The 19,268-nt window shown below is 67.7% G+C and carries 18 protein-coding genes and 2 pseudogenes; 13 read left to right on the top strand and 7 right to left on the bottom strand.

The window, feature by feature from the left end:
* Positions 1 to 55 precede the first annotated feature (55 nt).
* Together AC3IFE_RS11230 and AC3IFE_RS11225 are read left to right on the top strand one after the other, a co-directional pair.
* On the top strand, positions 56 to 607 hold the full coding sequence (locus AC3IFE_RS11230; RefSeq protein ID WP_489190558.1) for a DUF6013 family protein: 552 nt from the start codon (positions 56 to 58) through the stop codon (positions 605 to 607).
* Between the two features lie 221 nt (positions 608 to 828).
* Positions 829 to 983 (top strand): annotated as a pseudogene (locus AC3IFE_RS11225) (PliI family lysozyme inhibitor of I-type lysozyme); the annotation flags it as partial.
* A gap of 34 nt (positions 984 to 1,017) precedes the next feature.
* Here AC3IFE_RS11225 and AC3IFE_RS11220 read toward each other — a convergent pair.
* Complete coding sequence (locus AC3IFE_RS11220; protein ID WP_089467547.1) at positions 1,018 to 1,821, bottom strand: ABC transporter permease; 804 nt, start codon at positions 1,819 to 1,821, stop codon at positions 1,018 to 1,020.
* On the bottom strand, positions 1,818 to 2,519 hold the full coding sequence (locus AC3IFE_RS11215) for an ABC transporter ATP-binding protein (protein ID WP_489190557.1): 702 nt from the start codon (positions 2,517 to 2,519) through the stop codon (positions 1,818 to 1,820). Before AC3IFE_RS11215 ends, AC3IFE_RS11220 begins: the two co-directional genes overlap by 4 nt.
* A 152-nt stretch (positions 2,520 to 2,671) precedes the next feature.
* Between AC3IFE_RS11215 and AC3IFE_RS11210 the strand changes: the two genes are divergently transcribed.
* Complete coding sequence (locus AC3IFE_RS11210) at positions 2,672 to 4,969, top strand: AsmA family protein (RefSeq protein ID WP_489190556.1); 2,298 nt, start codon at positions 2,672 to 2,674, stop codon at positions 4,967 to 4,969.
* 82 nt (positions 4,970 to 5,051) lie between these two features.
* Here AC3IFE_RS11210 and AC3IFE_RS11205 read toward each other — a convergent pair whose 3' ends face one another.
* Positions 5,052 to 5,504: a lipocalin-like domain-containing protein gene (locus tag AC3IFE_RS11205; protein ID WP_089467544.1), complete on the bottom strand. Its 453-nt coding sequence runs from the start codon at positions 5,502 to 5,504 to the stop codon at positions 5,052 to 5,054.
* 170 nt (positions 5,505 to 5,674) lie between these two features.
* Here AC3IFE_RS11205 and AC3IFE_RS11200 point away from each other — a divergent pair, with 170 nt between their 5' ends.
* The 6 genes and pseudogenes from AC3IFE_RS11200 to AC3IFE_RS11175 all read left to right on the top strand — a co-directional run bounded on the left by AC3IFE_RS11200 (position 5,675) and on the right by AC3IFE_RS11175 (position 12,407).
* Complete coding sequence (locus tag AC3IFE_RS11200; protein ID WP_006485248.1) at positions 5,675 to 7,267, top strand: ABC-F family ATPase; 1,593 nt, start codon at positions 5,675 to 5,677, stop codon at positions 7,265 to 7,267.
* 232 nt (positions 7,268 to 7,499) lie between these two features.
* Positions 7,500 to 8,249: an FkbM family methyltransferase gene (locus tag AC3IFE_RS11195; RefSeq protein WP_489190555.1), complete on the top strand. Its 750-nt coding sequence runs from the start codon at positions 7,500 to 7,502 to the stop codon at positions 8,247 to 8,249.
* Positions 8,250 to 9,248, top strand: a complete 999-nt coding sequence (locus AC3IFE_RS11190) for a phosphotransferase enzyme family protein (protein WP_489190554.1) — start codon at positions 8,250 to 8,252, stop codon at positions 9,246 to 9,248.
* Position 9,249: 1 nt separating this feature from the next.
* A pseudogene (locus AC3IFE_RS11185) lies at positions 9,250 to 10,127 on the top strand (radical SAM protein).
* Positions 10,124 to 11,191, top strand: a complete 1,068-nt coding sequence (locus AC3IFE_RS11180) for an asparagine synthase-related protein (protein WP_489190553.1) — start codon at positions 10,124 to 10,126, stop codon at positions 11,189 to 11,191. The pseudogene AC3IFE_RS11185 and the gene AC3IFE_RS11180 overlap by 4 nt, the downstream one beginning before the upstream one ends.
* 7 nt (positions 11,192 to 11,198) lie before the next feature.
* The gene (locus AC3IFE_RS11175; protein ID WP_489190552.1) at positions 11,199 to 12,407 is read left to right on the top strand and encodes a glycosyltransferase; all 1,209 of its coding nucleotides are present in this window, start codon (positions 11,199 to 11,201) and stop codon (positions 12,405 to 12,407) included.
* On the opposite strand, the gene AC3IFE_RS11170 is transcribed toward AC3IFE_RS11175, so the two are convergent.
* Positions 12,364 to 13,053, bottom strand: a complete 690-nt coding sequence (locus AC3IFE_RS11170) for a cephalosporin hydroxylase family protein (RefSeq protein WP_489190551.1) — start codon at positions 13,051 to 13,053, stop codon at positions 12,364 to 12,366. The two genes, AC3IFE_RS11175 and AC3IFE_RS11170, sit on opposite strands and share 44 nt — an antisense overlap.
* A 25-nt stretch (positions 13,054 to 13,078) precedes the next feature.
* Here AC3IFE_RS11170 and AC3IFE_RS11165 point away from each other — a divergent pair, with 25 nt between their 5' ends.
* On the top strand, positions 13,079 to 14,044 hold the full coding sequence (locus AC3IFE_RS11165; RefSeq protein WP_489190550.1) for a phosphotransferase: 966 nt from the start codon (positions 13,079 to 13,081) through the stop codon (positions 14,042 to 14,044).
* A 12-nt stretch (positions 14,045 to 14,056) separates the two neighbouring features.
* Here the strand turns inward: AC3IFE_RS11165 and AC3IFE_RS11160 are convergent, their stop codons facing one another.
* Both AC3IFE_RS11160 and AC3IFE_RS11155 read right to left on the bottom strand, forming a co-directional pair.
* The gene (locus AC3IFE_RS11160; protein WP_489190549.1) at positions 14,057 to 14,635 is read right to left on the bottom strand and encodes a polysaccharide deacetylase family protein; all 579 of its coding nucleotides are present in this window, start codon (positions 14,633 to 14,635) and stop codon (positions 14,057 to 14,059) included.
* Positions 14,636 to 14,750: 115 nt separating this feature from the next.
* Complete coding sequence (locus AC3IFE_RS11155) at positions 14,751 to 15,116, bottom strand: hypothetical protein (RefSeq protein ID WP_006488152.1); 366 nt, start codon at positions 15,114 to 15,116, stop codon at positions 14,751 to 14,753.
* A gap of 265 nt (positions 15,117 to 15,381) precedes the next feature.
* On the opposite strand from AC3IFE_RS11155, the gene AC3IFE_RS11150 reads away from it, so the two are divergent.
* The 3 genes from AC3IFE_RS11150 to AC3IFE_RS11140 all read left to right on the top strand — a co-directional run bounded on the left by AC3IFE_RS11150 (position 15,382) and on the right by AC3IFE_RS11140 (position 18,839).
* Entirely contained in the window at positions 15,382 to 16,818 is a 1,437-nt protein-coding gene (locus AC3IFE_RS11150; RefSeq protein ID WP_489190547.1) for an aldehyde dehydrogenase family protein, read from the top strand.
* Between the two features lie 123 nt (positions 16,819 to 16,941).
* Positions 16,942 to 18,132 (top strand): NAD(P)H-dependent flavin oxidoreductase, encoded by a 1,191-nt coding sequence (locus tag AC3IFE_RS11145; protein WP_489190546.1) that lies wholly within the window; start codon positions 16,942 to 16,944, stop codon positions 18,130 to 18,132.
* Between the two features lie 65 nt (positions 18,133 to 18,197).
* A complete protein-coding gene (locus AC3IFE_RS11140; RefSeq protein WP_089467535.1) occupies positions 18,198 to 18,839 on the top strand; it encodes an OmpW/AlkL family protein in 642 nt (213 codons plus the stop codon).
* Positions 18,840 to 18,914: 75 nt separating this feature from the next.
* On the opposite strand, the gene AC3IFE_RS11135 is transcribed toward AC3IFE_RS11140, so the two are convergent.
* Complete coding sequence (locus AC3IFE_RS11135) at positions 18,915 to 19,118, bottom strand: DUF1289 domain-containing protein (RefSeq protein WP_006493160.1); 204 nt, start codon at positions 19,116 to 19,118, stop codon at positions 18,915 to 18,917.
* Positions 19,119 to 19,268: the final 150 nt, after the last annotated feature.

The following is a 19,268-nucleotide window of genomic DNA, read 5'->3' as shown; positions in this document are numbered from 1 at the left end:
CATGCATCTAAAACCGCGCGGCACGCGCGTGCCGCCGCATGACAAGGAGGTCAGCATGAGCCAACGCAGCTTGTCGGTCGCCGCATCGTGGTCGGTCGTGTTCGCGGCGGCGTGCGTCAGCGCGAGCGTATTCGCGGCGCCGCCGGTCAAGGGCAGCCTGAAGGGCGGCGGGACGGGACAGCTCGAATACACCGTCAAGGTCGACTCGAAGACCTTCGGCAATACGCAGGAGACCCGCAAGATCCGCTCGGGCGAGACGGACGATTTCAACTGGAAGTCGGTACCGCCGAGCGGTGCGGTCGCGATGCCGGACGGTTGCCCGAACGCCGACAACCTGCCGCGCGACGCGAACGGCGCGATGGTGCGGCAGACCCAGGTGCGGCTCGCGCCGTCGGTCGACGCGAAGGGTGTCGCGAACGTGCAGTTGAGCTTCCAGGCGGCCGCGCCGAAGGGCACGCGCAGCGTGACGGCCGGCGGCAAGTCGCTGCAGTGTCCGGACGTCGTGTCGGTGAGCCAGGTGAAGTGGGTGTCGATTCCGACCAACGGCGGGTCGAAGGCCGTGACGATGAGCGACGGCACCAAGGTGACGGTGTCGATCAAGCATTGAGCGGCGCGCGCGGGCCGGCGTTTCGTCCGGTGCGCGCGCAACCGGTTCGGTGGGCGGCGGGCAGGGCCGCACGCGAGCGCGTCGTGCGGCGCCGCTGCTGCAATGCGCTTGCGCCACCCGTTTCGCGGCATGGTGCGCCGACCGTGCAGAGGCGATGCGTGACGTCTGCGGATGTCACGTTATGCTCGCCGGCATCCTTTCCTTGCCGTCACGACATTCCGCGCTCGGCCCGCAGCGGCGGCTACGTCGGCGCACAGGCCTATGTGACGACGCCGCGCGCGGTGCGGCTCGTCGCATCGGTCGACGGCTCGCGCCCGACGCGGATATCGCGGCCGCCCTTCGACAGGCAATCGGCAAGCGACGCCGCGCGCATTGATCGCGCCGGTTGCCCGATGTGCCGCCGCCGCGCGTCAGTGCGCGCGCTCTTCGAGCCGCGACGCGAGAAAGCGGTGATCGGCGGAGAACAGCCGGCGATAGGTCATCAGCACCGCGCCGACGGTGCCCAGCGCCGAGGCCGCCGCGATCAGGAACATGATCACGATCTGGTAGCGCACGGCCTGCAGCGGCGACTGGCCGGCCAGCACCTGGCCCGTCATCATCCCCGGCAGGCTCACGACGCCGACCACCGCCATCTGGTTCAGCGTCGGCAGCATGCCCGCCCGCACGGCCTGGCGCGCGGCGTCCTGCGCGGCTTCCCAGCGCGTCGCGCCCAGTGCGAGCGCGGTCTCGACGCGATCGCGGCGCGCCGTGAGTTCTTCCATCATCCGCTCGACGCCGAGCGACACGCCCGTCAGCGTATTGCCGAGAATCATCCCGAGGATCGGGATCGCGTATTGCGGCGCGAACCACGGATGGATGCGGATCACGACGAACAGCCCGACCGCCGCGACGAACCAGCTGCTGAACCAGATCGACGCGATGCTGTCGATGCGCTGGCCGCGGTACGTGCGCTTGCCGCGCCCTGCGCCTGCGAAACCGGCGATCAGCGTCATCAGCGCGGTGAGCGGCAGCACGACGTACCAGTGCGGATGGCCGAACACCCAGCCGAGCACGTAGCCGATCGCGAGCAACTGCACGACGGTGCGCACCGCCGCGAGCGCGAGCTTGCGGCCGAGGCCGAGCGACAGCGCCGCCGAGATCGCGCCGTTGACGGCGACGAGCGCGGCGGCGATGCCGACGTCGACGAGGCTCAGATCCTGCAGGGCCGGGCTCATTGCGCCGCCTCCGTCGGGTTGGCCGCATGCAGGACGCCGGCCTGCATCACGAGCCGCATCGTGCCGATTCGCGCGGCCTGGGCCGGATCGTGCGAGATCCACATGTAGGCGCGGGCATCGGGCGCCGCGTCGAACCATGCCTCGACGAGCGCTTCGATCGCGCGCGCCGATTCGGGATCGAGCGCGGAGGTCGGCTCGTCGAGCAGCAGCACGTCGGGATCGAGCTGCAGCACGCGTAGCAGCGCGGTGATCTGCGCTTCGCCGCCGGACAGGTCGCTCGCGCGCTTGTCGAGAAAATCGGCGCCGCGGCCGGCCTGCGCGGCGAGCGCTTCGGCGCGGGCGCGATCGAACGCGACGTCGCGATAGATCGCGAGCGAGTACGGGTAGCGCAACTGCGATTCGACGGTGCCGTCCATCTGCGCGGGGCGCTGGCGGACATAGGCGATGCTGCGCCGATAGCGCGGAATCGCGCTGCGCCGGATCCGGCGGCCGCGCCACAGGACGTGACCGCCGTCGAGCGGATCGAGCAGCGCGAGCGCGCGCAGCAGCACGCTCTTGCCCGATCCGGATGGTCCGGTGATAGCAATTCGCGATCCCGCGGCGAGGCTGAAATCGGTCGGGGCGAGCAGCGTCTTGCCGCTGCTGGCGTCGCGCCGCGTGATGTGCTGTGCGTCGATGAGGCCGGTGGGAGAGGTCATGGCAAAAGTGAAAAAAAGCGTTAATGGCGCCGAAAGGCCGCCATGTCGTGCGCCATAATACCGAGTGAAAAGCCGCAGTTGTCGTGCGCCGTTCGTCCACGCTAGCGGCCCGGCATGGTGCGGCAACGCTTCAGAACAACAACGGAACCGCCATGACGCTAACCCGAGCCATCGGCAAATCGGCTGCATGGATCGTCGGTATCGTCGCGGTGCTCATCGCGGCGGCCGGCATCTTTATTTTCACGTTCGACTGGAACCGCGCGAAACCGTGGGTCAACGAACAGGTGAGTACCGCGCTCGGTCGCCCGTTTGCGATCAACGGCGATCTCAAGGTCGGCTGGCGTCGCCCCGATGGCGAGACCGGCTGGCGTGCATGGGTGCCCTGGCCGAGCTTCTCGGCCACGCAACTCGAGATCGGCAATCCCGACTGGGCACAGGCGCCCAAGTTCGTCACGCTCGATGCCGCGCACTTCGATCTCGCAATCCTGCCGCTGTTTGCGCATGAGATCGTCATCCCGTCGATCGACGTCGTCAATCCCGCCGTGGATCTCGAACGGCGCGCGGACGGCAGCAATACGTGGACCTTCCAGTTCAAGCAATCGTCGCAGCCTTCGCGGTGGAAGGTGCGGCTCGACAGCTTCGGGTTCGCGAAAGGCACCGTCACGTATCGCGACGCGATCACGAAGGCCGATCTGACCGTCGCGATCGATACGCTCGGCCAGCCGATTCCGCTCGGCGACGTGCTGAAGGAACAGGAGCAGACGTCGCGTGCGGCGTCGGCGCAGCGCGTGGGCAAGCACGGCGCCGCGCAACTGGGCGCGAAGGCCGATGCGCAAGCCGCGTCGGGGGCGTCGGGGGCGAGTGCGGCTGCGGCCTCGGGGGGGGCGGCTGCGAGCGTCGTTGCTTCGGCGGCTTCCGGTTCGTCGGGTGCATCCGCTTCGTCCGCGTCTTCCGCGTCGGCGGCCTCCACCGCGTCCGGCGCGAGCGGAGCCGCGGCGCCCGCGAAGCCGTCCGGGCCGACCTATGCATTCGGACTCAAGTTCGACGGTCGCTACAAGAACGTGCCGATCAGCGGCACCGGCAAGGTCGGCGGCGTGCTCGCGATCCAGGACACGACGCGGCCGTTCCCGCTGCAGGCCGACGTGAAGGCCGGCGATACGCGGCTCGCGATCGTCGGCACGCTGACCGACCCGACGCATCTCGCGGCGCTCGACCTGCGGCTGTGGCTGCAGGGCACGTCGATGTCGCACCTTTACCAGCTCACCGGCATCACGCTGCCCGATACGCCGCCTTACGCGACCGAAGGGCGCTTGATCGGCAACCTCAAGCCGAACGCGAGCACGTTCCGCTACGAGAACTTCAACGGCCGGGTGGGCGGCAGCGATCTCGGCGGCACGCTCACGTGGGCGCAGCGCGAGCCGCGTCCGAAGCTGTCGGGCGAACTCGTGTCGAACCTGCTGCAGTTCTCCGACCTCGCGCCGGTGATCGGCGCCGATTCGGCCGCGAGCAAGAAGAAGCGCGGCGACACGACGCGCCAGCCGCCCGACCGCGTGCTGCCGGTTGCGGCGTTCCGCACCGAACGGTGGAGCGCGATCGATGCGGACGTGAAGTTCACCGGCCGCAAGCTGATCAAGAGCCCGCAGTTGCCGATCACCGACCTGTACACGCATATCCTGCTGCAGGACGGCGTGCTGACGCTCGAGCCGCTGCAGTTCGGCGTGGCGGGCGGCACGCTCGCGACGAACGCGCGTCTCGACGGCAGCCGCACGCCGCTCAAGGGGCACTTCACGCTGAGCGCACGCCACCTGAAGCTCAAGCAACTGTTCCCGACGCAGAAGGTGATGCAAACGGCGCTCGGCGAGATCAACGGCGACGCGTCGCTGTCGGCGACCGGCAATTCGCCGGCCGCGCTCGCCGGGACGTCGACCGGCGAGGTGAAGGCGCTGATCACCAACGGCCGCATCAGCCGCTTGCTGATGGAGGCGGCGGGGTTGAACGTCGCGAACGTCGTCTACGAGAAGCTGTTCGGCAACCGCGACGTCAACATCAACTGCGCGGCGATCGACTTCGTGGCGAACGACGGCATGCTCGACCCGAAGGTGTTCGCGCTCGATACCGACGATGCGCTGATCAACGTCGACGGCCCGATCAACCTGCGCGATGAATCGCTGGACCTGAAGATCCATCCGCACACGAAGGGCTTCCGGATTTTCTCGCTGCGCTCGCCGTTGTATGCGAAGGGCACGTTCAAGAACCCGAAGGTCGGCGTCGATGCGGGCGCGCTCGCGCTGCGCGCCGGCGCGATGGTCGGGCTCGGGCTGGTCAACCCGTTCGCGGCGCTGATCCCGCTGATCGCGCCGAGCAACAACCGCGACGTGCCGTGCTCGGAACTGTTCGGGCAGATGAAGGCGCAGGCGGCGCAGAAGGCGGCCAAGAAAGCCGGCAAGTGACGCGCAGCCGCGGGAGCGGCATGCGCTGCCGGGCGGGCTTGACGTCGTTGCCGCGCCTGGCCGGGCGTCGGCCGCGCTGTGCTCAGCGGCGGGCGCGCGCCCAGACGATCACCGGTTCGACCTCCCGGCCGGCGATCCGCACCGGTCCGGCGGTGCCGAGCTGCAGCCGGTCGCCGTCCAGGCTGACGACACGCTGCTGGACGTTGCCGATCCAGTTCGGATACAGGCTGACGTCCATTTCATGGGTCAAGGTGCCGTCGTCGTCGACGTTGAAGGGGCCTGAATACGCGATGTAGCCGTGCGCCGCGGCCGCGCGCTCCTCGATGCTGCCGCCCTGCAGGTCGCCGTCCGCGTAGGGCGGGCGGCCGGCCGCCATCAGCTGCGCGGACATGTAGCCGTCGGGCGTGTAGAGGATCCAGCCGCGCGCGTCGCGGCCGAGCGGATAGGTGACGGTACTCCCGTCGCGCGGGCGGATTTCGTACGACACGAGGCGCCATGCGCCGACGAGTTGTTCGCGAAGCTGGCTGGCGAGCATGCGGGGTTCCGGTGAGACGGCGGTGAGTCGCGTGCCGTCATGTTGACGGGCCGCCCGGCGGCGGGTGCGAGAGCCGCGAATGGGCCGCCGGGGCGGGGCGGTCGGCAGTTTCTCCGACACCTGCTAAAATACACGGTTTTCCGTCGATTTCTCTCTTAACGGGACCTGCCGTGCTTTCTACTGCCAACATCACGATGCAATTCGGGCCGAAGCCCTTGTTCGAGAATATCTCGGTCAAATTCGGCGAGGGCAACCGCTACGGTCTGATCGGCGCGAACGGCTGTGGCAAGTCGACCTTCATGAAGATCCTCGGCGGCGACCTCGAGCCGAGCGCCGGCAACGTCGCGCTGGAGCCGAACGTCCGCCTGGGCAAGCTGCGCCAGGACCAGTTCGCGTACGAAGACGTGCGCGTGCTCGACGTCGTGATGATGGGCCACACCGAGATGTGGGCCGCGATGACCGAGCGTGACGCGATCTACGCGAACCCGGAAGCGACCGACGACGACTACATGCACGCGGCCGAGCTCGAAGGCAAGTTCGCCGAATACGGCGGCTACGACGCCGAAGCGCGCGCGGGGGCGCTGCTGCTCGGCATCGGCATCGAGGAGAAGTTCCACAACGGCACGATGGCCGACGTCGCGCCGGGCTGGAAGCTGCGCGTGCTGCTCGCGCAGGCGCTGTTCTCGAAGCCGGACGTGCTGCTGCTCGACGAACCGACCAACAACCTCGACATCAACTCGATCCGTTGGCTCGAGCACACGCTCAACGAGTACAACTCGACGATGATCATCATCTCGCACGATCGTCACTTCCTGAACTCGGTGTGCACGCACATGGCCGACATGGACTTCGGCACGCTGAAGGTCTGGCCGGGCAACTACGACGACTACATGCTCGCATCGGCACAGGCGCGCGAGCGCCAGGCCGCGGCGAACGCACGGGCGAAGGAGCGCGTGGCCGAACTGCAGGACTTCGTGCGCCGCTTCTCGGCGAACAAGTCGAAGGCGCGTCAGGCCACCAGCCGTGCGAAGCAGATCGACAAGATCAAGATCGAGGAATTCAAGCCGTCGTCGCGCCAGAACCCGTTCATCCGCTTCGAGTTCGAGAAGAAGCTGCACAACGTCGCGGTGGTCGCCGAAGAGATCACGAAGAAGTACGAGCGCACGATCTTCCAGAACTTCAACCTGTCGGTGCAGCCGGGCGAGCGCATCGCGATCATCGGCGAGAACGGCGCGGGCAAGACGACGCTGCTGCGTTCGCTACTCGGCGCGCTGCCGCTCGATCACGGCACGGTGAAGTGGTCCGAGAACGCGAATGTCGGCTACATGCCGCAGGACACGTACGAGGAATTCCCGAACGACATCACGCTGATGGACTGGATCGACCAGTACCGCAAGGACGGCGACGACGAAACGATGGTGCGCGGCACGCTGGGCCGCCTGCTGTTCTCGTCGGACGACATCAAGAAGTCGGTGAAGGTGCTGTCGGGCGGCGAGAAGGGCCGCATGATCTGGGGCAAGCTGATGCTGGGCCGCCACAACGTGCTGCTGATGGACGAGCCGACCAACCACATGGACATGGAATCGATCGAGTCGCTGCAGATCGCGCTCGAGCAGTTCGAAGGCACGCTGATCTTCGTGTCGCACGACCGCGAGTTCGTGAGCGGGCTGGCGAACCGGATCATCGAAGTGAAGACGGACGGCACGCTGTTCGACTTCGGCGGGAATTACGAGGAGTTCCTGACGAGTCAGGGGCAGGAGTAAGTGTCCTCAGGTTTCCTCCGGCCGTGAGTCGAGCTTAGGCATCGCCGCACGGAGCGAACCGCCGGAAGCGCTACAGGCCCGCATCGACAGCCATGTCGCTGCGGGCTTTTTCATGTCGCCGCGGCAAAACCGTCCGCGCCGCGCATTCCAGTTTCCTCTGCTGAATCGACTTCAGGTAAATTACCCACCCAATACCCGCATCATTCCCCATTTCGCCCCGGAGCCGCCTTCGATGCAGGACCATCCTCGCCCGCTCGACCTGTCCGGCCTTGCGCCCAGCCTGTACGCGCAGGGCACCGAGGAGGGCATCCTGTCCCGCCTGATGGAGCGGATCGTGCCGACCAACCGTTTCTGCGTCGACATCGGCGCGAGCGACGGCCTGCGCAACAGCAATACCGCGCGATTGCTGCGCGAACAGGATTGGGCCGGCGTACTGGTGGAAGGCAGTGCATACCGGTTCGGCAAGCTCGCCGCCCACTACGCGGGTGTGGAGCGCGTCCGCCTGCATCACGATCGCGTCCAGCCCGATACGGTCGATCAATTGCTCGCCGATGCGAACGTACCGACCGACTTCGACCTGCTGTCGATCGACATCGACGGCAACGACTACTGGGTGTGGCGCGGCCTGCAGGCGTTCCAGCCGCGCATCGTCGTGATCGAATACAACCCGTACTACACGCCGCCCGAGCGCTGGGTCATGTGCTTCAATCCGGACCACGAATGGGACGGTTCGACCTATTACGGCGCGAGCCTCGAATCGCTCGTGCACCTCGGCCGCCGGAAAGGCTATGAGCTCGTGTGCTGCGACGACATGGGCAACAACGCGTTCTTCGTGCGACATGACCTGTACCCGCTGCTCGGCATCGCGAACAACGATCCGTCGGTGTTGTTCCGGCCGGCGATGTACAAGCTGCGCTACGTCGGACACAACACGTTCCTGACCGGTCATCCGTATCGGCACGGGCCGGCCGAGCACATCTGAATGGATGCGCTCGCCGTCACCTTCGACGAGATTCGCGACGCCTACGGGTTCGGTCGCGGCGGGCCGCCGACGCAGGTCAGCGAACGGGTATGGCATTTGCCGACCAACAGCGGCACGGGCGTGGCGGTCAAGCTCTATGCGCTTGAACACCATGCGCGCGCGCTCAAGGAAACCGCCGTCCTCACGCATCTCGAAACGCACGGCGATACCCGTTTCCATGTGCAGACGCTGAAGCGCACGACGTCCGGCGAATCGCTTTGGTCGGGACAAAATTCCCATGCGATGCTGACGCGCTGGGAAGCCGGGCAATTCAAGACCTACGATACGTTCTCGCCAGCCGAATGGGATGCGCTCGGTGCGAGCCTGGCCGCGTTGCACGTGAGCCTCGAACGACTGCATCTGCCGTCGCTCGATACGATCGGCGCGCGGCTGACCTCGATCGATGCGGATGCGGTACGCCGCAATTTGCTGGACGCACTCGATCGAGCCGATGCGAACGCCGCCGCCTCCGCGAACCTGCGCCGCTACGTCGATCTCGCGCTGCGCATGCTCGACCGCTACTATCCCGGCAGCATCGATGCGTTTCCGGCCGACGATCCGCAGCACCCGATCCACAACGACTACAACCAGTTCAACTATCTGTTCACGGGCACGCTGCCGCCGTTGATCGTCGACTGGGAAGCGTCGATCGGCGCGCCGCGCGAATACGAACTGGTGCGCTGCCTGAATCATTTGCCGCTGGAAGCGCCGCACCTCGCGCAAGCGTTCGTGCGTGCATACCGGCGCGTGCGGCCGGTGAACCCGGCGCACATCGCATGGGCGGTCGATGCCGCATGCGTGCAGCACGCGCTCAAGCTGTGGATCGTGCAGGGCTGGCTCGACGATCCGTCGCGCTTCGCGTCGCACCTGAACGGCGCGGTGACGATGGCGTCCGCGATGGCGGACGCGCGTGGCCTTCTGATAGATTTCTTTTCCCGTTGCGTGGAAACAGGAAGCTGATGTGAGTGCGAACCCGAACAAGATTCCGAATCCGCCGCAAGCCGGCGAGCGGCAGCACGTGTTTCCGCCGCCGCTGGATCGCGATTACCGCGTCGAGGACGGGCGTGTCCAGACGCGCTCGCTGGAAGCGCATATCGTCGATCACTGCAATCTGACCTGCGCGGAATGCTGCTCGCTGTCACCGCTGTTGCCGGAGTGGTACGCGAGCCCCGAATCGATCGAAGCCGATTTGCGCAAGGCCGCGAAGGTGCTCCGCCCGCGCATGTTCAAGCTGGTCGGCGGCGAACCGTTGCTGCATCCGGCGCTCGTCGAGCTCGTCGAACGCGTGCGCGGCACCGGCATCGCGCCCGTGATCTCGGTCACGACGAACGGCTTGAAGCTCGGCGAGATGCCCGACGCGTTCTGGCAGGCAGTGGATGCGCTGACGATCTCGCGCTATCCGAAACCCGCGCTTTCCGCCGACCTGATCGCGCATGTCGAGCGTCAGGCCGCGCGCTTCGACGTGCGGCTGAACTGGAAGGTGCAGGACGTGTTCACGACGATGAACCGCGCGCAGCCCGGCACGGATCGCGACGAAGCCCGGCGCCTGTATCACGATGCTGGATTCGCGAGCGCTGCCATATGATTCGCGACGGCATGTTCTACACGTGCACGCGGCCCGCGCATTTCCATACGCTGTACAAGGGCGAGAAGGATTTCCAGGCCGACGGCCTGGCGCTGCGCGACGACGCGGGCATGCTCGACGCGATGCTTGCCTATCTGCAACGCGAGACGCCGCTCGAAGCGTGCCTGTATTGCCAGGGCGGCAGCGCACCGGTGGCGCCGCATCGCGTCCTCAAACGCATTGAAGTGGACACCTTGAAGGCTCGTTATCCATGATCGTCGGCACGCGCGACCCGTTCGGTTTCGATCGTCTGCACTACCATCCGCGCAGTGGCGTGTCGGCGTCCGGCATCCGCGCCGTATTGCGGGCGGCGGGGCAACCGGCCGGCGCGCCGGATACGGCTGCCATCGCGGGCTACCTGAGCGGCGAGCGCCTCGTCGGCCGCACCGTGCTGCGCGACGTGCGCGCGGTGCCGCCCGGCCACGCACTGATCCGGTCGCCGCAAGGGCTGACGGCGCAGCCGGCGCCCGAGCGGCCGCAGCCTGCCGATCTCGACACCGTGCTGCGCGCGTCGCTGCAACGCGTGCTCGACAGCGGCAAGCGGGTCGCGCTGGCGCTGAGCGGCGGGCTCGATTCGGCGCTGCTGCTCGCGTTGCTGCGCGAACTGGGCGCGCTGCGGCACGTGACGGCCTACATCCTCGCGACCGACATGCCCGATTACTGCGAACGCGACGCGGCGCTCGAACTCGCCGCGCAGATGCAGGCGAGCGTGAAGATCGTGCGCGCGAACGAAGCCGATTTCATCGCGGCGCTGCCGAGAACGACGTATGCGGTCGAGGAGCCGATGTTCAATCTGCATCCGGTCGCGAAACTGCTGCTGGCCGACGCGATGGCGGCGGACGGCGTCGAGGTGGCGATTACCGGCGACGGCGCGGATCAGGTGTTGCGCCGCGACCGGTCGGCCAACTATCTGCCGCTGTGCCACGCGTTGTTCGACGAGGCGTCGGTCGACCTGCATCCGCCGTTCGTCGACGCCGCCGTCGTCGCGCATCTGACGAGCCTCGCGCCCGACCCGGACAAGCAGTGCCTGCGCGAGCTCGGTGCGCGCCTGAACCTGCCGGAGCGTCTCGTGCGCGGCCCGAAGCGCGGGCGCCTCGCGCCGGCGATGGATCTCGCGACGCTGCTCGATCGCGACCGCACGCATGCGCTGGCCGACACGTTCGGCGTTGGCGCCCCCGCTTTGCAGACGGATACCGAACGCGTGCTGTGGACGACGCTGACACTGATCCTCGATCATCTCGATCGTCTTCACCCCGATGTCGCGCATCGCCCAGCCTGAGCCGCTCATGAAACGCATCCTGTTCTGCGTGGTGCCCGAGAAGGGTCACGTCAATCCGTGCATCGGCCCGGCCCAGCATCTGCGCGCCGCCGGCTGCGACGTCGCGTTCTATGCGCCGGCCGACATCAGCGCACAGCTCGACGGCGCCGGCGACTTCGCGTTCGTCGGGCCGCGCGAGACGCCCGAGCGCCACGACCTGTCGCGCGGCGCGAGCTTCGCCGCGAACATTCGCGACGCCGATTGGCTGCGGCACTGGATCCGGACGCTGCTGATCGACCTCGCGCCCGCGCAGGTGGACGGTATCCGCGCGGTGCTGCGCGAATGGCGGCCCGACGTGGTCGTGATCGACCCGCTGCTGTATGCGGCGGCGATTGCGGCCGAGCTGGAAGGGCTGCCGTGGGTGTCGATGTCGAATTCGCTGAATCCGGTGCTGCCGGACGATCTCGATTCGGAGCTGCTGCGCACGGTGCGCTGGCTCGAACCGGAACGCACGCGCCTGTTCGCGCGCTACGGCCTCGACGCACGCTTTCGCGGTTGCGACGTGCTGTCGCCGCACCTGACGCTCGCATTCACGACCGACGCGCTGGTCGGCACGCCGCCGCCCGGTGTCGAACTGGTCGGCCCTGCCATGCCGTCGGGCCCGCGCGGCGACGAGACGGCATTTCCGTGGGAACGCGTCGACACGGATCGTCCGCTCGTCTACATGTCGCTCGGCAGCCAGCTTTACTACCACCCGGAGGTGTTCGCGAAGGTGATCGACGCGACGCGTGCGACGTCGGCGCAACTGGTGCTGTCGGTCGGCGAACTGATCGATTCGGATCGGCTGCCGGCCGGCGACGAACGCGTGATCGCGGTGCGTTACGCGCCGCAACTGGCGCTGCTGCGGCGCACGCACGCGTTCGTCAGCCACGGCGGCGCGAATTCGGTGATGGAGTCGCTCGCGTGCGGCGTGCCGATGCTGCTGTCGCCGTTCTGCAACGACCAGTTCCATTCGGCGCACTTCGTCGAGCGGGCCGGCGCGGGCTGCGTGCTCGATCTACAGCAGGCCGGCGTCGCGGCCATTACCGATGCGCTCGAACGTCTGTTGCGTGCCGGATCGTTGCGCGAGCAGGCGGCGCGAATCCGCGACAGCTATGCCGCGCACGACGGCTCCGCGCAAGCCGCCCGCCTGATCAGCGCACTCGCTTCAGGAAGCCGCCTGGCGACAGCGTCATGAGGACGCGGTCCTCGATGTCGTGATCGATGTCGAACCGGTCGTCGCGGGCGAGAAATTCGCGTGCGGCCGTGGCCGGGTTGTTGCCGCGGCCGTATGGTTTGCCGTCGAACATCGACTCGGGCAGGTACTCCATGATGGTGTCCATCACGATCGCGTAGCTGCCGGGCGTTACGAACGGCGCATAGCATTCGAGTTCGCGCAGCACGTGGGCGTGCGTATGCGTGAGATCGAGGATCGCCATCACGCGCGCGCCGTCGTGGATCTGCGCCCGCACCGAGGCGAGCGTGTCGGCCGCGCACGATTCGCCTTCGATCAGCACCATGCGATGGGCGAGCCGGTGCGATTGCAGGCGCTGGCGGACTTCGTCGCGCAGGCGCGGCTCGATCGCGACGACGCGGCCGGGGTTGCCGGCCAGTTCCAGCATCGACGCGGTGAACACCACGCCGCCGCCCGCCGCGATGCCGGTCTGGACGATGCAGTCGGGGCGCTCGCGCCAGATCAGTTCCTGCAGCGCGAGCATGTCGCCGGGCAGATGGAAGAAGCGCTCGCCGAGCCAGCGGGTCTGGAACAGATGGCCGAATTCGGCGGCGCGGGTCAGCCATTCGATGTTGATGTCCCGCATGCGGGCCGAAGGACGCTCTGACATGGTCGATGCAACGAGTAGGAGTGACGTGAAAACGCTGGAGCCGTGGCTACACCGGTACTGGAACATCGGGCCGGCGCGCCTGCACGCGCTGGCGTCGGGCCATACTAACAAAACCTATCTCGTCGAGTGCGATGCGGCGCGCACGGTGCTGCGCGTGTCGTGGTCCGGCAAGCCGGTCGGACAGATGCGGCGCGAGGCGTCGATACTCGGTCAGCTTGGCGAGACGCGCGCCGCGTCGCGGCTGCCCGCGCTGCCGCGGCTACGGCCGACCGCCGATGCACGAACCGGCGTGCGGATGCCGGACGGACGCTGGCTGCATCTGTTCGAGCATATCGACGGCCGCCCCGGCTTGCCGGACGACGCGCACGCAGGGGCGACCGACGCAATGCGCACGCTCGCGCATCTGCATACGGCGCTGGCCGCGATACCCGCCAGCAAAGCGGCGCCGCTCGCGTGGCTGTCCGCACGTCATGCGCGCGTGGCGGCGCGCGCGATGCCGTCGCTGCCGGCCGACTTGCACGGCGACTACGACACGGTGATCCGGCGGATCGGCGCGCATCTCGACGCGGCGGCGTCGTGGCTCGCGGGGCCGGTGCATTGGCTGCACGGCGACTATCACGCGGGCAACCTGCTGTATGTCGGCAACGCGGTGAACGGCGTGCTCGATTTCGACGATGTAGGGCAGGGCGCGCAATGGCTCGAGGCGGCCTTTGCGTCGTTCGCGCTGTCGCGCGATGCGGGCCGGGACGACAGCTTCGTGTTCGACCGCGAGCGATGGACGGCCTGCCTGCACGTTTATGCCGCGACGCGGCCGGATGCGGCGCCCGATTGGCTGCGCGACAACCGCGACACGCTGACGGCGCTGTTCTGCGCGGACCAGACGCTGATCCATCTGGAAGCCGCGCAGCGCGGCCTGTGGATGCCGGGGCCCGGCATCGGATTCCTTGGCGGCTGGCGCCAGTTGCTGGACGGGGCGGCGCCCGCGGGCTAGCCGATCGTCGGGTCAGCGCTGCCGGTTCAGGAACAGCCGCACGGCTTCGACCGTGTCGGGGCGCACGTCGCCGTGCCGCGATCCGTCATGCAGGCAGAACAGCACGTCGCGATGCTGCGCCGTGCACGCTTCGATATGCGCGCACATCGCGTCGAGCAGCGCCTGCGGCGATGGCGCCGGCCGTTGCCAGTCGTTCAGTATCGCGGTCCAGCCCGTGTGTTCGCGTCGCAGGCGCGCGAGCACGTCGGCGCGATCGTCGTGCGGCATCAACCCGTACGGCAGCCGCAGCGGGATCGCATCCGGTGCGGCAACGCCGGCGCCGCGATAGACGTCGCGAATCAGCGCATCGGTCGTGTCGATTTCGTCGATCAAGGCGGCGTCCGCGAGCGCGCCCGGCTTCGCATGCGAATAGGTGTGATTGCCGAGCCGGTGGCCTTCGCGCGCGATTCGCGTCGCGACGTCGCGCGCGCCGGCCAGGTGCTTGCCGAGCACGAAGAAGGTCGCCGAGCACGACGCATCGCGCAGCACGTCGAGCAGCGCGGGCGTCGACGGGCCGGGGCCGTCGTCGAAACTGAGGTGAATGGATGTCATGGGTCGCCCGGGCCGGTTACCGAACCGGCTCGATGGCCAGCGGACACGTGCCGACCGGACGCAGCCGGGTGCCGGTCCATTCGTAGAAGAACCGGGCCGTTTTCGCCGGCACGGCTCAATCGGCCAGCCGCTTGTCGGCGAGCGCCTTGCAGCAGTCTTCGTACACCCACTGCACGAGTTTGGCCCGATAGTCGAGATCGTCGGTATCGACGATTTCCTCGACCGCGTCGCGTGCCCACGACGCGTCCACGAACCCCGCATGCCGTTTCGCGATGTCCTGCGCGAGCGCCGCGAGCCGGGCGACCGAGAGCCAGTCGGCCTGGCGGTGATGGCGGTCGAGCCAGCGGTGCGCGGCCTGGACCTGGAACGCGGCGTCCGGCCAGGATTCGTTCAGGTAAAACGCGCCGAGGTTGCCGCAGGTGAGCCAGCAAAGCAGCTCCAGGCGGTCTTGCGAGCCGAGGGTATGGGATGCGTCGGACATGGCAGCGCTCACGAAGTGCGTCGATTCCGGGCGGCGCCGGCCGCGACGGGCCGATGCCGATAGTAAAAACATAGCACGATGCGGGCCCGGCCGCGCACCCGGGCGGATGCTGACGCGGCGGCGGCCCGACGAACGCCGCGGCCATGCGCGTCACCCGGCGGAGCATTCGGCGCGAGGGCGCGCCGCCCTTTCGGATGGCTGTCATTCGTCACACCAGCCGCCGAAACGCTCGCTAGAATGTCGGCTTCCCTGGAGGCGGAAAGCGATGAAAATCTACGACCAGTTCTACATCGACGGCGCATGGCGCAAACCGGCCGGCGCCGGCACGATCGACGTGATCGATTCGGGCACCGAAGCCGTGATCGGCCGGATTCCCGAGGGCGCCGCGTCCGACGCGCAGGACGCGATCCGCGCGGCGCGCGCGGCCTTCGACGCGTGGGCGGCCACGCCGGCCGCGACGCGCGCGGGCTACCTGCGCAAGATCGTCGAGCATCTGCAGGCGCGCAGCGAGGAACTCGCGCAGTCGATCACCGGGGAAGTCGGCATGCCGATCAAGCTGTCGCGCGCGATCCAGGTCGGCGGCCCGGTCTACAACTGGAAGGCGTACGCGAAGCTCGCCGAATCGTTCGAATTCGAGGCGCGGGTCGGCAATTCGCTGGTGGTGCGCGAGCCGGTCGGCGTCGTCGCGGCGATCACGCCGTGGAACTACCCGCTCAACCAGATCACGCTGAAGGTCGCCCCGGCGCTCGCGGCCGGCTGCACGGTGGTGCTCAAGCCGTCGGAAGTCGCGCCGCTCAACGCGTTCATGCTCGCCGAAGCGATCCACGAGGCCGGGCTGCCGGCCGGCGTGTTCAACCTCGTGTGCGGGTATGGCCCGGTCGTCGGCGAGGTGCTGGCCACCGATCCGGACGTCGACATGGTGTCGTTCACCGGCTCGACGCGCGCGGGCAAGCGCGTGGCCGAGCTGGCGGCCGCGGGCGTCAAGCGCGTCGCGCTGGAGCTGGGCGGCAAGTCGGCGTCGGTGATCCTCGACGATGCCGATTTCGCGACGGCGGTGAAGGGCACGGTCAACGCGTGCTACCTGAACGCGGGCCAGACCTGCTCCGCGCATACGCGGATGCTGGTGCCGGAAGCCCGCTACGAGGAAGCGCGCGAGATCGCGAAGGCCGCGGCCGAGACGTACGTCGCGGGCGACCCGCGGCAGGAGACGACGCGCCTCGGCGCGCTGGCGTCGGCCGCGCAGCAGCAGCGCGTGCAGGCTTACATCCAGCGCGGGATCGACGAAGGCGCGGAACTCGTGACGGGCGGCACCGGCTTGCCGGCAGGGCTCGCGAAGGGTTTCTTCGTGAAGCCGACCGTGTTCGGCCGCGTCGATCCGAAGGCGACGATCGCGCAGGAAGAGATCTTCGGGCCGGTGCTGTCGATCATCACGTATCGCGACGAAGACGAGGCCGTGCGGATCGCGAACGACTCGCCATACGGGCTCGGCGGCGCGGTGTGGGCCGGCAGCGACGCACGCGCGATGCGCGTCGCGCGCCGCATCCGCACGGGGCAGGTCGACATCAACGGCGGCGCGTGGAACGGCGCCGCGCCGTTCGGCGGCTTCAAGCAGTCGGGGCACGGCCGCGAGAACGGCGTGTACGGGCTCGAGGAATACCTCGAATACAAGTCGATGCAGCTGAAGCCGGCGAAGCCGGCCTGAGCGTTTCGTCCCGCCTGACCGCGCAACGGCACGCTCGCGTGCCGTTTTTTTATTGACGGCCGTCAAGGTGCGCGGCGGTGGATCGTCGATCATCGCGATTTCGATGTTCCGACGAGGTTTCAGATGACCGTACGCACTTCCTTTCCGCCGCTGACGATCCGCGGCCGCACCTTGCTGCCCGTCGTGCAGGGCGGCATGGGCGTCGGCATCTCCGCGCACCGGCTGGCGGGCAGCGTCGCGCGCGAAGGCGCGGTCGGCACGATCGCGAGCATCGACCTGCGCCACCATCATGCGGATCTGCTCGCGCGTTGCCGCGCGCAACCCGATCGCGCGACGCTCGAAGCGGCGAACCTCGACGCGCTCGCGCGCGAGATCCGTCTCGCGAAAACGTACAGCGAAGGGCGCGGGATGATCGCGGTCAACGTGATGAAGGCGGTGAGCGCGCATGCGGACTACGTGCGGGTCGCGTGCGACGAGGGCGCGGACGCGATCGTGATGGGCGCGGGCCTGCCGCTCGATCTGCCCGATCTCACGCAAGGGCACGACATCGCGCTGATCCCGATCCTGTCGGACAGCCGCGGGATCGCGCTGGTGCTCAAGAAGTGGATGAAAAAGGGGCGCCTGCCCGATGCGATCGTGATCGAGCATCCGGCGCACGCGGGCGGGCACCTCGGCGTGACGCAGATCGACGACATGCACGACGGTCGTTTCGATTTCGCACGGGTGCTCGACGAGACCGCGCAGGTGATGGCGTCGCTCGGCCTCGCCCGCGACACGATCCCGTTGATCGTCGCGGGCGGGATCAACAGTCACGACACGGTGCGCGCGGCGTTCGCGGCCGGCGCGAACGGCGTGCAGGTCGGGACGCCGTTCGCGGTGACCGAAGAAGGCGATGCGCATCCGCACTTCAAGCGCGTGCTCGCCGATGCGACGCCCGACGACATCGTCGAATTCGTCAGCGTGACGGGGCTGCCGGCACGCGCGGTGAAGACGCCGTGGCTCGATCGTTACCTACGCAACGAGACGCGCATTCGCAACAAGCTCGGCGCGTTCAAGCAGCGTTGCCCGACCGCGCTCGAATGCCTGAGCGTATGCGGGCTGCGCGACGGCATCGAGAAATTCGGCCACTTCTGCATCGACACGCGGCTCGCGGCCGCGCTGTGCGGCGACGTCGCGAACGGGTTGTTCTTCCGCGGCCGCGAAGCGTTGCCGTTCGGCCGCGCGATCCGCAGCGTGCGCGATCTGCTCGACCTGCTGCTGACGGGCAGTGCGACCGAGCCTGCGGCAAACCGTCCCACGTTTACGGTGGCTTGACCAATATCAAGATGACGAAAAGACCCTACAGGGAGAATGGAAACCATTCTTTGGGGGTCCGTACCATGCATAAAACGATTCGAACTTGTGTCACCGCAGCCGCCGTCGCGGCCAGCTTCGTCGCGATGCCGTCGCTGTCGCACGCGGCGTCGCCGGGCGACGGCATCAACCAGGGTGACGTACTGGTCCGGCTTCGCGCGATCAGCATCCAGCCGAACGAACGCGCGAGCGACACGCTCGGCGCGATCAACACGGGCGTGAACAACGCGATCGTGCCCGAGCTCGACTTCACGTACATGATCCGCGACTACCTTGGCGTCGAGCTGATCCTCGGCACGTCGCGGCATCAACTGACGTCGAGCCTCGGCAATCTCGGCGGCGTGGGCGTGCTGCCGCCGACGCTCTTGCTGCAGTATCACTTCAACCATGCCGGCAAGGTGCGTCCTTACTTCGGCGCAGGGTTGAACTACACGTACTTCTACAACAACGGGCTCAACGTCGGCGGGGAGGGCGTGTCGATCAACAAGAGCAGCTTCGGCCCCGCGCTGCAGTTCGGCGTGGACGTGCAGTTGACGAAGAAGGTGTTCATGAACGTCGACGTGAAGAAGATCTGGATGAGCACCGATGCGACGCTCGGCGACAAGGGCATCGGCACGCTGCACATCGATCCGCTGATCGTCGGCGTGGGCGTCGGGATGAAATTCTAGGCGCGACGAAACAAGAACAGAGTTGGGGTTGGCGGCATGGCGGTCGGCATGCCGCTCTTTTTTTGTGCGGCGAATTTACAGCTTGTCGTACTGGAAACGCATCGCGGTGCCTTCGCGCGTGATGCGCTCCCACACCGCGCGCTTTTCGTCGTCGCTCAGGAACACCCAGTTCGACACTTCGGCGGCCGTGCGGCCGCAGCCCTTGCAGACTTCGTCGAAGAGCGTCGAGCACACGCCGATGCAGGGGCTGTCGGGCAGGTCGTGAAGATTGGAGGCCATCGGGAGGGTTCGCGCAGTTGAATCGTCAGCCGCCATTTTAATGCATCGCGGGGCCCCGGCCGGCCGCCGGGGCCGGGCGCCGCCGCCCGCCATCCGAAAGCCGCGTCGCCGCTGCCCGTTTTTCCCGGTGGACAGCCGCCGATTACCCGA

It is taken from the genome of Burkholderia sp. APQ4-4ca, assembly GCF_057837105.1.
Note: the sequence above shows the minus strand (reverse complement) of the source record. Positions and strands in the feature narration are given on the sequence as shown.